Source organism: Chryseolinea sp. H1M3-3 (genome assembly GCF_029360725.1).
Lineage (GTDB): Bacteria > Bacteroidota > Bacteroidia > Cytophagales > Cyclobacteriaceae > Chryseolinea.
The window spans coordinates 1,444,336-1,458,234 of record NZ_JARKMY010000001.1 but is presented as its reverse complement, the minus strand read 5'-3'; the positions used below and the strand labels follow the sequence as shown (position 1 = coordinate 1,458,234).

11 protein-coding genes and 1 tRNA gene are annotated in these 13,899 nt (G+C 41.9%); 9 read left to right on the top strand and 3 right to left on the bottom strand.

Annotation, left to right across the window (positions count from 1 at the left end; all coding sequences use genetic code 11):
* Positions 1-245 precede the first annotated feature (245 nt).
* Positions 246-2,336, bottom strand: a complete 2,091-nt coding sequence (locus tag P2W71_RS06355; RefSeq protein WP_276368497.1) for a cytochrome c biogenesis protein CcdA — start codon at positions 2,334-2,336, stop codon at positions 246-248.
* Positions 2,337-2,418: 82 nt separating this feature from the next.
* Entirely contained in the window at positions 2,419-3,651 is a 1,233-nt protein-coding gene (lysA, locus tag P2W71_RS06350; RefSeq protein ID WP_276368495.1) for a diaminopimelate decarboxylase, read from the bottom strand.
* A 77-nt stretch (positions 3,652-3,728) separates the two neighbouring features.
* Here lysA and P2W71_RS06345 point away from each other — a divergent pair, with 77 nt between their 5' ends.
* The 7 genes from P2W71_RS06345 to P2W71_RS06315 all read left to right on the top strand — a co-directional run bounded on the left by P2W71_RS06345 (position 3,729) and on the right by P2W71_RS06315 (position 11,073).
* A complete protein-coding gene (locus P2W71_RS06345; protein ID WP_276368491.1) occupies positions 3,729-4,490 on the top strand; it encodes an alpha/beta fold hydrolase in 762 nt (253 codons plus the stop codon).
* A gap of 34 nt (positions 4,491-4,524) precedes the next feature.
* Complete coding sequence (locus tag P2W71_RS06340) at positions 4,525-5,397, top strand: aldo/keto reductase (protein ID WP_276368489.1); 873 nt, start codon at positions 4,525-4,527, stop codon at positions 5,395-5,397.
* A gap of 172 nt (positions 5,398-5,569) precedes the next feature.
* Complete coding sequence (gene uvrA, locus P2W71_RS06335) at positions 5,570-8,422, top strand: excinuclease ABC subunit UvrA (protein ID WP_276368486.1); 2,853 nt, start codon at positions 5,570-5,572, stop codon at positions 8,420-8,422.
* 94 nt (positions 8,423-8,516) lie between these two features.
* Positions 8,517-8,765 carry a hypothetical protein gene (locus P2W71_RS06330; RefSeq protein WP_276368484.1) on the top strand — a complete coding sequence of 83 codons (249 nt, stop codon included), beginning with the start codon at positions 8,517-8,519 and terminating at the stop codon, positions 8,763-8,765.
* Between the two features lie 26 nt (positions 8,766-8,791).
* Positions 8,792-9,907, top strand: a complete 1,116-nt coding sequence (locus P2W71_RS06325) for a histidine kinase (RefSeq protein WP_276368481.1) — start codon at positions 8,792-8,794, stop codon at positions 9,905-9,907.
* Positions 9,885-10,607 carry a response regulator gene (locus P2W71_RS06320; protein ID WP_276368478.1) on the top strand — a complete coding sequence of 241 codons (723 nt, stop codon included), beginning with the start codon at positions 9,885-9,887 and terminating at the stop codon, positions 10,605-10,607. Before P2W71_RS06325 ends, P2W71_RS06320 begins: the two co-directional genes overlap by 23 nt.
* A 175-nt stretch (positions 10,608-10,782) precedes the next feature.
* The gene (locus P2W71_RS06315) at positions 10,783-11,073 is read left to right on the top strand and encodes a hypothetical protein (RefSeq protein WP_276368476.1); all 291 of its coding nucleotides are present in this window, start codon (positions 10,783-10,785) and stop codon (positions 11,071-11,073) included.
* Positions 11,074-11,082: 9 nt separating this feature from the next.
* Here P2W71_RS06315 and P2W71_RS06310 read toward each other — a convergent pair whose 3' ends face one another.
* Entirely contained in the window at positions 11,083-12,345 is a 1,263-nt protein-coding gene (locus tag P2W71_RS06310) for a DEAD/DEAH box helicase (RefSeq protein ID WP_276368473.1), read from the bottom strand.
* 21 nt (positions 12,346-12,366) lie between these two features.
* On the opposite strand from P2W71_RS06310, the gene P2W71_RS06305 reads away from it, so the two are divergent.
* Together P2W71_RS06305 and P2W71_RS06300 are read left to right on the top strand one after the other, a co-directional pair.
* Complete coding sequence (locus P2W71_RS06305) at positions 12,367-13,710, top strand: dihydroorotase (protein ID WP_276368470.1); 1,344 nt, start codon at positions 12,367-12,369, stop codon at positions 13,708-13,710.
* Positions 13,711-13,802: 92 nt separating this feature from the next.
* Positions 13,803-13,876: transfer RNA gene (locus P2W71_RS06300), tRNA-His, on the top strand.
* The last annotated feature ends 23 nt before the right edge of the window (positions 13,877-13,899 follow it).

Here is a 13,899-nt window from a genome sequence, read left to right as displayed (position 1 = left end):
TCCAAAAATCATTCTTTATGTTGTCTCTAAAATGGACACTGACAAAGCGACGGTGCCGACCTAATAAAAGGATCCGTAACACTCTTTACCTTGAAACGGTGTAAATCAACGATTTAGTATTCCGTTGATAAGTATTTCTCATGTTGAAAATGCTGAGCGAAAGGAACGTTGAAGCGTTCTGCATCAGACATTAGATTTTGTTACCCTGTACCTAAACCTTTAAAAATTGCGTATTTACACGTTAATCATTGAAGGTAGAGTTCGGCATATTTCTTTTTTCCTTCATCTAAGAAATTAACAAAGCTTTGTACACTTTTATCATACCCATAAGGACTAACAAGGACGCGTTCATCTTGGCCTACCAATACATAAAAAGGTTGAGCGTTGTTATTAAGGTTGGTAATCTGAAGGTCTGCATTCTGTTTACCAATGGTCTTTTTAACCTTGTTATCATATTTAGAAGTATACCATTCAGACTCCGGCAACTGAGTCTTGTCATCGACATATAATGCAACGACAACATAATCGTTTTGCAGCCGACTTAAAACTTCTGGATCTGACCAAACTACAGCTTCCATCTCGCGGCAGTTTGTGCATCCATGCCCCGTAAAGTCTATGAACAAAGGTTTGTTTTGCTGACGTGCGCACGCGATGGCTTGATCGTAGTCAAAATATCCATTCAGTCCGTGAGGCAGATGGAGGAAGTCGGCATACTTTGGCTCGTCACAAATTTCATTTTGGCTTTGAGTTCGTGCCGATGAGATCAAATCAAAGTCGTGGGTATATAACGGAGGTAGGTAACCTGCCAAGGCTTTAAGCGGGGCACCCCACATGCCGGGGATCAGGTACACCACAAATGTAAAGGCAAAAATTGCCAGCGTAAGACGAGGAATACTAACCCGTTTATCTTCCGAATCCCTGCCCGTATCTCCCGGTAGCCGGAAACCTTTCATCAGGTATATTCCAATCAAGGTGACAATAACAATCCAGATAGCAATGTTAATTTCACGATCAAGGATTCTCCAATGAAAGGCTTGGTCGGCGATACTCAAAAACTTAAATGCCAATGCCAATTCAACAAAGCCTAAAACAACCTTTACAGCATTTAACCAGCCACCTGATTTTGGCAGCGCATTTAACCAGCCCGGAAAAAATGCAAACAACGTGAAGGGTATAGCAAAAGCCAGTGAGAAGGCAAACATGCCGATGATGGGTTTCAAAAATTCTCCACCGGCAGAAGAAACAAGGATGCTTCCCACCAAAGGACCGGTGCAAGAGAACGAAACCAGCACCAGTGTAAAGGCCATGAAGAATACACCAATGAATCCCCCTTTTTCAGCCTGGCTGTCCACCTTATTGATAAATCGCCCGGGCAATGTGATTTCGAATAGGCCTAAAAATGATAAGCCGAAAACGACAAATACGGCAAAGAAAATAAGATTGGGTATCCATTCCGTCGACAAATGATTCGCTGTTTCGGGTCCCATAAGTGGGGCCACCGCCATCCCGATTACGGAATATATCACGATAATAGAAGTGCCATATAGAAATGCATAGGTCTTATGCCTGACCTTTCCTGTAAAAAAGCTTACAGTCATTGGTATCATCGGGAAAACACAGGGCGTGAGTAACGCGGCCAACCCGGCAAGAAACGACAATAAGAAGAAGCCTGTCCAAGAGCTGGTACGCGGGTCCTCTTTTATTAATGCCGGGTCCAATTGAGGTCCTTTATTGGGCTCCGTGGACTGTCCGATGGCTGATGATGGTTGTGATTGTGATTGTTTAACCGCTGACGTATCGACGGGTTGCTGTTGAATAGCTGGCGTTTCCTTTGTTTGAGTCTTCAGGCTGCCTGATTTGGTTCCAGTGATAGTTATCTTGTTGAAACTTAGGTCACCAGAAAACAAAACGCATTTGCCTTCAACCTCTGAGCATACCTGACCTTCATAAGATCCAACTAAAGTTACATCTGGCGAGAGCAACTTTATTTTTTGCCGAAACTCCCCGCTGTTGATAAAGATCCGAACATCGCAGTCGAAAATTTTATCATGTTTGGCTTGGTCATTTATCGCAACAAGGTCGCCGATCAACTCAAAGCTGGGATGTTTCTCTATTGTAACCGCCATGGGGATCGGCCCGCATTCTCCGTCAAAACCAACGGAATAGATATACCATCCTCTATCTATGGAAGCTTTAAACACCAACTCCACTTCGTCGCCAACCTGGTAAGTCTTCGAGGGAGTTTCTGCAATTAATTTGGCAGGTTGGATAATTTGCGCCTGCACGAATAAATTCAACGCAAGCAAAAAGAGAACAGCGACAGATCGTATGAACATCCTATAAAATTAGGTTCCTAAAATAACGAACTGCAATTCAAAAAAGTTGATATCATGTGATAAGCGGAAGACCTTCAGATTGTTAAACGTCTACCTCGATCTGCAATTTCAACAAATCATCAATTGTTTCGCGCTCACGAATTAACTTAGCCTCTTTATTAACGATCAACACTTCCGCCGGCCGCAATCTTGAATTATAGTTAGAAGACATTGAGAAACAATACGCACCTGCATTTTTTAACGCTAGGACATCACCTTCGCGGACTTCATGAAGTTTCCTGTCAGAACCAAAGGTGTCCGTTTCACAGATGTATCCAACGATAGTATAAATTTTTTGGGAGCCCGTTGGATTCGAAACATTTACTATGTGATGATATGCGTCATACATCATCGGCCGGATCAGGTGGTTCAATCCAGAGTTAACACCAACAAATGTTACTGATGGAGTAGGTTTCACAATATTTGCTTTCACCAAAAATGTTCCAGACTCGCTTACAATATATTTCCCCGGCTCGATCCACATCTCCAGTTTACGACCGTAGCGGTAGCAGAAATCATTAAATGCTTTTGAAAGCTTCAGCCCAAGATCGTAAATGTTAGTAACCATGTCGCCTTCTTTATAAGCGACTTTAAAACCACTTCCAAAGTCAATAAATGACAGGTTGGGAAAATCTGCAGCCATTCCAAAGAGAATGTCTGCCATTTTGATGAACACGTCAGTTTCAGCTATCTCTGAACCTGTATGAATATGCAGTCCTTTCACCTGCACGCCATGCTTCTGCACAATTTCCATTATTTGGGGAAACTGATAGATTGAAATGCCAAACTTAGAGTTACTGTGACCCGTTGAAATTTTATAATTTCCACCAGCCATGATGTGTGGATTTATCCGAAGGCCACAGGGATATGTGTTCTTATATTTATCTCCGAACTTGTGAAGGGTAGAAAGATTATCGATGTTAATAGCCAATCCAAGGTCAACAGCCTGCTCGATTTCACTAAAGTCAACTCCACTGGGAGTGAACACGATTTCGGAAGGTGTAAAACCCGCTTTCATGGCAATGTGAGCCTCACCCAGAGAAACCACTTCAACGCCGGCACCATGTTTACGAATCAACTTCAGTATTGAAATATTAGTTAATGCTTTCGCTGCATACTTCACCCTGATCTCTGTGTCTGAGAAAGCATTTCGAAGTGTCTTTATTTGCTGAGCGATCTTTTCGCCATCGTAAACATACAACGGGGTTCCAAATTGTTGCGCGAGGTCAAGTACATTAATACCCTGAATGGTGTAGGCTCCTTGTGATAATTCCATCTTAAAAATTAAAGCCCCAAATATACCGTTCACATCGTTCAATTCTGACTTCTGCCGACTTAATTCTATTTTTGGCCATGAAATTATTTTTTCGCGAACTAGGAGAAGGTGAGCCGATCATTATTCTTCACGGACTTTTTGGCTCGTCCGACAATTGGCTGACGCAAGCAAAGTTATTTGGACCACGCTTTAAAGTTTATAGCGTCGATCAGCGAAACCACGGACAATCGCCACATAACGATGCGTTCGATTATCAATCCATGGTGAATGACTTAAAGGAATTTATAGAAGACCACCAGATCAAAGATCCAGTAATTATCGGTCATTCTATGGGAGGCAAAGCAGCTATGAATTTCGCATTGGCTCATCCGGACATGCTTTCGAAATTGATCATCGTTGATATTTCTCCGAGAGAATATAACCTGGAACATTATACAATCCTCGAAGGATTAAAAGCAATTCCTGTCGACTCCCTTACTTCAAGAAATGAAGCTGATGAAATCCTGGCCGGGCATGTTTCTGATCCTGATGTCCGCCAATTCCTGCTTAAAAATCTTCAGCGCAAAAGCACGGGTGGCTTTTCCTGGAAAATAAATCTTCCAGTGATCGGTGAAAAATTGTCGAACATTGGTGTGGACCTGCAATACCGTGGACAGTTTACAAAGCCTACATTATTCATTCGCGGCGCCAACTCAAATTATGTTCGCGATGAGGATTGGAAAAGGATAACGGAAATTTTCCCGGACGCTGAACTGGAGACCATGAATACCGGTCATTGGGTACAAGCGGAACAGCCACAGGCGTTTGCTGAAAAAGTCATGCAATGGTTATCTAAATAACAAACCCTCACAACTATCTCACACATTCATTTTTATGGAACACAAAGCTATTCACAAAGAAGGCCCTACATTTTCACGTTTAATCGCAGGGGCATGGCGATGGAATCTTGAAGAATCAAAGGTTGAACAACTCATACAGACATCTCTTAATGCTGATATTACCACCTTCGATCATGCCGATATTTATGGTGATCACAGCAATGAAGAAATCTTTGGTAATGTCTTGAAAAAAAATCCAGGCCTCCGGAATAAGATGGAGATCGTTACAAAAGTTGGGATCAAATTCTGTTCGGGAAGAAGGCCAAAGACCTGGGTAAAACACTACGATACCTCAAAAGAACACATCCTTTGGACAGCCGATAATTCTCTAAAATTATTCAACACTGATCGAATCGAGCTTTTGCTCATTCACAGGCCCGATCCTTTGCTCAATCCTGAGGAAGTTGCAGAAGCTTTCGGTCAACTACGGAAAAGCGGGAAGGTCTTGAACTTCGGTGTTTCAAACTTTACACCTACTCAATTTGAAATGCTTCAAAGCTATTTGCCTTTTCCATTGGTGACGAATCAAATCGAGCTTTCCCTCACGTCGCATGCACCGCTGTTTGATGGCACGATGGACGTTTTAATGAAGCACCGCGTCGGTGCCATGGCGTGGTCACCTCTCGGCGGCGGAAAATTAGTTAAAGAGGGAAACCAGGAGTTGTTCAACAAAGCATCTAAGTACGGGGCTACGCAATCACAACTTTCTTTAGCTTGGTTACTAAGGCATCCAGGAAATATTTTCCCTGTAATAGGTACAACAAAGCCGGAGCGCATCACAGAAGCCGCAAAAGCTGTTGATTTTAAAATGGATGTACAAGATTGGTTCGAAATGTTGCTTGTGGTTCAGGGAAAAGAAATGCCTTAACAGATTTCCGCACAAAGAATTCAGTCTCGAATCGCCGAAAGACTTGATTTAAATAGGCCCGGTGGCTTTGAAGGTTTCCTGAAAACTCACGCTCGAACCTTTAAATCTTTTTTACTTGTTCTGCAACCATCCTGGGTCCATTTTTGTATTCTTCTAATACTCAATTTCCTTCATGACTAAAGCTTCTCCTGAAAAGAAAATATTTGACTCCACTGGCCACGACGTTATTGAAATAGTCGGCGCCCGCGAACATAATTTAAAAAACATCAACGTCAGTTTCCCACGAAACAAGCTGGTGGTGATAACGGGCATTAGCGGGAGCGGAAAGTCGTCACTTGCTTTTGATACGATTTATGCCGAAGGTCAGCGCCGTTACATGGAAAGTTTTTCCGCTTACGCGAGAAGTTTTATGGGAAATCTTGAACGCCCAGACGTCGACAAGATAAATGGATTGAGCCCGGTAATTTCAATTGAACAAAAAACAACCTCCAGAAACCCGCGATCTACTGTAGGCACTGTCACAGAAATATATGATTTCATGCGGCTTCTTTTTGCCCGCGCAGGTGAAGCATTTTCTTATCTAACAGGCGAAAAAATGGTTCGTCAATCGGAGGATCAGATATTGGATACGCTGTTGCAAAATTTCAATGGCAAAAAGCTGCATCTGCTCGCGCCGGTGGTAAAGGGCAGGAAAGGCCACTATCGCGAATTGTTTCAGCAGATCAGAAAATCGGGATTTACAAAAGTAAGGGTTGACGGCGAAGTTCAGGACATTACGGCCAAGATGCAGGTTGACCGTTATAAAATTCACGACATTGAAATTGTAATGGACCGCATTGTTGCCGATTCTAAGGATCGTGCCCGGATTGGACAATCAATCAACAAATCCCTTAAGGAAGGAAAGGGCGTTATGATGATCATGGAGGAAAATGGGAAAGTCCACCATTTTTCAAAGTTCCTGATGGATCCTAAAACAGGATTGGCCTACGATGAACCTGCTCCCAATACATTCTCGTTCAACTCACCTTATGGAGCATGCCCTACCTGCAATGGATTAGGACAAATAGAGGAGATCACCAAAGAGTCGGTTATACCCGACGCTTCGCTAAGCGTAAGCAGAGGAGGTATTTTGCCGTTAGGAGAATATCGCGACATCTGGATCTTTAAAAAAATCGAAGCCATTTTAAAGCGTTATAAACTAACGCTGAGCTCTCCCATCAAGGATATTCCGAAGGATGTCATTAATATTTTGCTTTATGGCGATGATGAACCTGTAGCAGTGGCTTCAGTAAAATATCCGGGTAGCGAGTGGAATACAAAGTTTGAAGGTATCATTAGTTTTCTTGAGAAGCAGAAGGAAGAAGGATCAGACGCCATCAAAAAATGGGTAGATGATTTTACCGTTTCCAAAACTTGCCCCGAATGCAACGGAGCCAGATTAAAAAAAGAATCTCTCCATTTTAAACTCGATAGTAAGAATATTGCAGAGCTCGCACAGCTCGATATCAATGCCTTAAAAAAATGGTTTGAGGGCTTAGAAGATCGGCTCAACGAAAAACAACGCATCATAGCAACAGAAGTTCTAAAGGAGATTCGTAAGCGTATCGGATTTCTGTTAGACGTAGGGTTAGACTACTTAAATCTAAACCGGCCCATCCGAACATTAAGTGGCGGTGAATCGCAGCGGATCCGCCTTGCCACGCAAATCGGAACTCAACTTGTTGGTGTACTTTATATTCTTGACGAACCCAGCATTGGACTACATGCCCGGGATAATGTTAAGCTCATTAAAGCGCTGAAAGATTTACGTGATATCGGCAACTCAGTAATTGTTGTTGAGCATGACAAAGATATGATGCTTGAGTCTGATTATATATTAGACATTGGTCCAGGTGCTGGGCGTCACGGCGGACACGTGGTGGCTGAGGGCGATCCTGCAACCTTTCTTAAAGGCAATAGCACAACCTCCAAATATCTAAGCGGAAAAATCAGCATTCCGTTTTCAAAGGATAGACGCAAAGGGAGCGGTGAAAGTATTTCTTTGACCAACGCAAGTGGTAACAATTTGAAGAATGTTGATTTAGACATCCCGTTAGGCACCCTTACGTGCATCACAGGCGTGTCGGGAAGTGGAAAGTCTACTTTAATTCACGATACGCTGTTCCCCATACTCAATCAGCATTTTTATAATTCGAGAACTGAACCGTTGGCGCATAAAAAAGTGACCGGACTAAAACATATTGATAAAGTCATCGAAGTTGACCAATCACCTATCGGAAGAACACCCCGGTCGAACCCAGCTACGTATACCGGTGCTTTCTCTGATATCCGTGATTTATTCTCGCAATTACCTGAATCAAAAATCCGAGGGTATAAAACCGGGCGGTTTTCTTTTAATGTTAAAGGTGGCAGATGCGAAACTTGTGAAGGCGCAGGACTCCGTTTAATCGAGATGGAATTTCTGCCGGATGTTTATGTCCCCTGTGAAACCTGCAAGGGTAAACGCTATAACAGGGAAACATTGGAAGTTCGTTTCAAAGGAAAATCAATCAGTGATGTTTTGGACATGACTGTAGAAGAGGCAGTAACTTTTTTTGAAAATCAACCGCGCATTCTTAGAAAAATTCAGACGCTTTGTGAAGTGGGGCTCGGATACATTTCACTTGGACAACATGCAACAACGTTATCTGGCGGTGAAGCGCAACGGGTTAAGCTTGCCACAGAACTGTCAAAACGCGACACAGGAAAAACGTTTTATATTTTAGATGAACCAACGACCGGCTTACACTTTCAAGACATTGCGCACCTGCTTGACGTCCTTCAAAAATTAGTGAACAAAGGAAATACAGTGCTTGTTATTGAACACAACATGGACGTAATCAAATCTGCGGATTATATTGTTGACCTTGGCCCGGAAGGCGGAGAAAAAGGAGGTAGGATTATTGCAAAAGGAACTCCTGAAGAAGTATCAAAAAATCCAGCGAGTTATACTGGCAAATTCCTAAAGACTGAATTAGTCGCCTGACCAATCCGAGGGTCATACGACAGTTTAACGTAATTTTGTTTTATTTTTTACTTTTCACATTTTTACCTGAATTGAAAAAGCCCTCATCAGAAATATGGATTCACGTTTACGCCAATACTTGTTTGGTTTAGTATTTTTTGGGTTTGGTGTTTACGAGTTCATGAAGGATGATCCTTTGGAAGCTTCCGTTTACCTAACTGCCGGACTTGCATTCATAAGCAATAATCTCGTATCGGAACCCAGACTCTATGCGTACAAGAAAGCTCTGGTGGCCATAACCTGGGCGCTTATTATTGCAGCATCAATTATATTTCTATACGTCCTTCAATTCAAGTTCCTATAACCACCTAAATAAATTCGCCCTTTCCCTTGGCTGATTTGCGTAATTTTGTGATCAGTCAGGAAATGGTAAACAAACGAAGAATATACTGGTCATTGCAGATTGGAGGGTGGTTGTTGTATGCTGTCGTTCAAATCGTATCCAGTTACCTGGCCTCAGGAAGTGTAACCCCGAGGCGAATTATTTTCCTGGTGCTTGAGGCATTTCTTTGCCTGATCATTACGAACTGGTTTCGGATACTCTTAAACCGGTATAAGTGGTTATACCTGCCCATGCATAAATTGATTCCAAGTGTATTCTTCTCGCTTTTTGTTATGGGGCTGATGATTTACTTTCTTCGCCTGCCAATAACTTCTGCACTCGGACAATTATTTCAACCTGTTACTACTTTAAACCTCACACTGGCATTAAGTATTTCACAGGTTCTGGGACAATCGTCGTGGTACGTGTTTCTGTTTTTTTTATGGACAGTGTTTTATTTTACCTATCATTATTTTGAACGATACAACACATCGTTGAAGTATGATGCTTCCATGATTGAGATCGAATTGAATAATCTGAAATCTCAACTCAATCCACATTTCATCTTTAATGCTTTAAACAGCATACGCGCCCTGGTTGACGAAAATCCAAAGAAATCCAAGCAAGCAATCAATCAGCTTTCAAATATTTTGAGAAGCAGCCTTGCGTCTGATAAGAAAGGACTGACAAAGTTTGACGATGAGTTAAAAATTGTAAAAGACTACCTTGGTCTCGAGAGCATTCGATTTGAGGAAAGATTGAAAACCGAATTTGATATTCATCCTGATTCTAATAAGTTTCTGGTCCCGCCGCTCATGATTCAAACATTGGTTGAAAATGGGATCAAACATGGAATTTCAAAACTTACACCGGGCGGCGTGATCCAACTGAAAACCCTAGTAGAAAACAATCATCTGAAAATTCACATTCGCAATAGCGGCCACATGATGAACGGCGCGAAGCGCGGTAAAACAGGACTTGGTTTGAAGAATACCGTACAACGCCTGAAACTTTTGTACGGTGATGAGGCCTCTTTTCGGATTGTAAACGAAAACGATAATTTTGTATTAACTGAAATAGTAATTCCCCAAAACAACACCCATGAGAGCATTAATCGTAGATGACGAGCGTTTAGCGCGTAAAGAGCTGATGAAGTTACTGGAAGACCATCCAAGTATAGAAGTTGTTGGCGAGGCCATGAATGCCGAAGAGGCCATTCAAATGGTAAATGAGTTAAATCCGGATCTTCTATTTTTAGATATACAAATGCCGGGCAAAACGGGATTTCAATTATTGGAAGAATTGGATTCCGTTCCGTTGGTAGTTTTCACAACAGCCTATGATGAATTTGCCTTAAAAGCTTTTGAGGTGAATGCGCTCGATTATTTATTAAAACCAATCCAACCCGAGCGCCTTGCTGAAGCCGTGTCAAAACTCGCAGATAAGGAGCGCGCTAAAATCGCTGCGATACGCGGACCAGAAAAGAAACTTGGACTCAACGATCAGGTGTTTGTAAAAGACGGTGATCGTTGCTGGTTTGTTAGCCTGAATAATGTTCGTCTATTTGAATCCGATGGTAACTACATCAAGGTATACTTTGATAACAATCGACCGATGATCCACAAATCGTTAAATGCATTGGATGAGAAACTGGACGAACGTGCTTTCTTCAGAGCCAGCAGGAAACACATTGTAAATTTAAGTTGGGTTGAAGGTATTGAACCTTGGTTTAACGGAGGACTGATGGTGAAACTGCGCGGAGGTGATAAAGTTGAAGTGAGCCGAAGACAAGCTGCCAAGTTCAAAGATATGATGAGTTTGTAATTGCTTTAAAGCAAATTAAAATCCAAACCAACTTTAAGACGTTGTGCATGAATAATGTGTAGAAATTTGTGGAATTAAATTCACAAAGATGAATTATCTTTTATGATAACAACCGACCTGTCCATATTGAAATTTATTTCACGTATAATTGCCGGCAATGCGTGTATAGATTTCCATGTCCTGGGATAAAAAAACGATCACTATATCGGAAATAAAACGGTTGTTTCATGAGTTGCATGACAGGCAACCCTATACTTGTATTCGATTCAGATTTATAGGCGAAATGTGGCAGCAAAGATTTGTTCAAATTTTCGCTATCACTGATGAACATGCAATCTTCTACGATGATGTAACGAAGCGACTTGTCAAAATATCAGATTTTGCTACCATTATGCAGTTTGAACTTGATCATAATTTTCAAAATTTCATTGCATACTTTCATTACACCGTTACCCTGGAGCAGTAAATCAAAAACTCATTCTGGAAATTTTGTTTTTTTTTCGTGAAATGCACCCTTAAAAGAAGGATCCTCTTTTTTCTTTTGCCAATCAATATCCAACGCCATCGCTTGAGCTTCCTCGAAAGGTGTTTTCTCAACCTCAACATTGGCTGGCAAATCTTTTACAGGAATTTTTTCGCGGATCAATTTCTCTATTTTTTCAATGTGATAGAGTTCGGCTTTCGTTGCAAATGTAATTGCCTTTCCTTCCTGAAAAGCCCGGCCCGTGCGACCAATTCGATGAACATAATCTTCGTGAAAAGCAGGCACATCGAAATTAATGACGTGAGAAACTTTTACAACGTCTATGCCACGCGCCGTCACATCAGTTGAAACCAATACACGAAGTTTGCCTTCCTTAAATTCATTCACGGCATTGATACGACTGTTCTGACCTTTATTCGAATGAATTACTTTAACCGGTCCGAGACCCTTGCGTTCAATGAAATTGAAAACATTATCGGCAGATTCTTTGGTGCGGGTAAAGATCATTACACGATTGAACTCTTCTCTATTTTCAAGCAGGTATGCGAGAAAATTGATTTTAGTTTTAATATTCGGAACATGATACAATTCCTGCTCTACTTGCTGCGCCGCCGTCGCCTGCGGTGTGACTTCGACCTTAATAGGAAACTCTAAAAATTCAGCTGAAAGTTTTTCAACTCGTTCCGAAAAAGTTGCCGAGAATAATAAGTTTTGCCGTTTGCGCGGAAGCACTTCTAGAATTTTTCTCAACTGAGGCATAAATCCCATATCCATCATTCGATCTGCTTCGTCAAGAACAAGGATTTTAATTTCTTTAGTCGACAATTCATTGCGCTGATAGAGTTCAGTAAACCTTCCTGGCGTAGCTATAAGGATATCGATTCCCTGTTGCAGCATCTCAATCTGAGTCTTGGGACCAATTCCGCCATAGATCGGCATAATCCGTAAATCCGTATACTTTGCTAATTGAATAGCATGTTCTGCAATTTGAATCGTCAATTCTTTCGTTGGGGCAAGAATCACGGCTCTCGGTCCTTCTCCCTGGGCAAATTTTATTTTCATCAGCACCGGCAAAAGATAAGCTGCTGTTTTCCCTGTTCCTGTCTGGGCTATACCAATAATTTCCTGGCCCGCAAGAATAATTGGGATGGATTTCTTTTGTATTTCTGTTGGCGTCGAAAAACCAAGGTCAGCCACAGCGTTTAAAAGCTGCTTATTGAGATTAAAACTTTCAAAATTTGTAAAGGCTGACACGTTAGATATTAATTTTACCCGATGGAAACTAAACTGATCGTCAACGCAAATATAGTCAATGAAGGGAAGGTCTATGAAGCAGATGTTCTTATTAAGGGAAAACATATTGAGCTTATTGGAAAGGACCTATCATCTCATCGTGCAACGCAGGTTATTGATGCCAAAGGGTACTATTTATTACCTGGCGTAATAGACGATCAGGTCCATTTCCGTGAACCTGGCTTAACGCATAAAGGAAATATCTATTCGGAATCCAGGGCCGCAGTGGCCGGTGGCGTCACCAGCTTTATGGAGATGCCCAATACAAATCCCCCGACGTTTACGCAGGTGCTCCTGGAACAGAAATACCAGATCGCCTCACAGACTTCTCTTGCCAATTACTCCTTCTTCATGGGGGCGTCGAACGATAACCTCGCTGAAGTTATGAAGACCGACATCAAAAAAGTTTGTGGATTAAAAATTTTCATGGGCTCGTCAACGGGCAACCTATTGGTTAATGACCCAAAAACGCTGGAAGGGTTTTTCTCCAGGTTTCCATCGCTTATCGCTGCGCATTGCGAAGACGAAACCACCATCCGAAAAAATTCTGCTGCATTCCAGGAAAAATATGGTGAAGATGTACCTATTCATTGCCATCCATTAATTAGAAGCGAGGCAGCTTGTTACATTTCTTCGTCATTTGCAGTAGAACTGGCAAGAAGGCATGGCACCCGTTTTCATATACTGCACATATCGACCGCAAAAGAGACGTCGCTGTTCGATAACACTGTACCCTTGGAGAAAAAGAAAATTACGAGCGAAGCATGTATCCATCACATGTGGTTCAATGAGGCAGATTATGAAAGATTAGGTACGCTAATCAAATGGAATCCAGCAATAAAAACGGCGCACGATCAACAGGAAATATTTAAGGCTATGCTTGACGATCGCATCGACGTCATTGCAACCGATCATGCGCCGCATACCTGGGAAGAAAAACAAAATAAATACTTTAACGCGCCTTCCGGTGGCCCCTTGATCCAGCATAGCCTTGTGGCCATGCTTGAATTCTATCATCAAGGAAAAATAAGTCTCGAAAAGATTGCTCAAAAAATGTGTCACAACCCGGCAATTGTCTTTGAAATCCAAGATAGGGGATACATCCGTGAAGGGTACTTTGCCGACCTGGTCCTGGTTAATTTGAACGATCCGTGGAAAGTTGAAAAAGAGAATATTATTGCCAAGTGCAAATGGTCGCCGTTTGAAAATCAGACATTTCAGGCTAAGGTTCAAAAGACGTTTGTTTCGGGTCATTTGGTATACGCGGATGGAGGTTTTGATGAAAGCCAGAAAGGTAATCGACTTCTCTTCAACCGAAAGGCCTAGATTTTATGGAGAAAGGTGAACCGGCCTGTAAAAATCAATGTTAATCATTTTTGTTAATTCATAGTGGCTGTATACCTTTGCGTCCCTACATGGTGGATGTAGTTCAGTTGGTTAGAACATCAGATTGTGATTCTGAGGGTCGTGGGTTCGAGTCCCATCATTCACCCAAAAACCCCAAACAAGGGGTTT

Bases quoted from the DNA above. Each gene is read 5' to 3' on its own strand.
- P2W71_RS06345 (WP_276368491.1), top strand. From the start codon at position 3,729: ATGAAATTATTTTTTCGCGAACTAGGAGAAGGTGAGCCGATCATTATT.
- P2W71_RS06355 (WP_276368497.1), bottom strand. From the start codon at position 2,336: ATGTTCATACGATCTGTCGCTGTTCTCTTTTTGCTTGCGTTGAATTTA.
- P2W71_RS06320 (WP_276368478.1), top strand. From the start codon at position 9,885: ATGAGAGCATTAATCGTAGATGACGAGCGTTTAGCGCGTAAAGAGCTG.
- uvrA (WP_276368486.1), top strand. From the start codon at position 5,570: ATGACTAAAGCTTCTCCTGAAAAGAAAATATTTGACTCCACTGGCCAC.
- P2W71_RS06315 (WP_276368476.1), top strand. From the start codon at position 10,783: ATGTCCTGGGATAAAAAAACGATCACTATATCGGAAATAAAACGGTTG.
- P2W71_RS06330 (WP_276368484.1), top strand. From the start codon at position 8,517: ATGGATTCACGTTTACGCCAATACTTGTTTGGTTTAGTATTTTTTGGG.
- P2W71_RS06340 (WP_276368489.1), top strand. From the start codon at position 4,525: ATGGAACACAAAGCTATTCACAAAGAAGGCCCTACATTTTCACGTTTA.
- P2W71_RS06305 (WP_276368470.1), top strand. From the start codon at position 12,367: ATGGAAACTAAACTGATCGTCAACGCAAATATAGTCAATGAAGGGAAG.
- lysA (WP_276368495.1), bottom strand. From the start codon at position 3,651: ATGGAATTATCACAAGGAGCCTACACCATTCAGGGTATTAATGTACTT.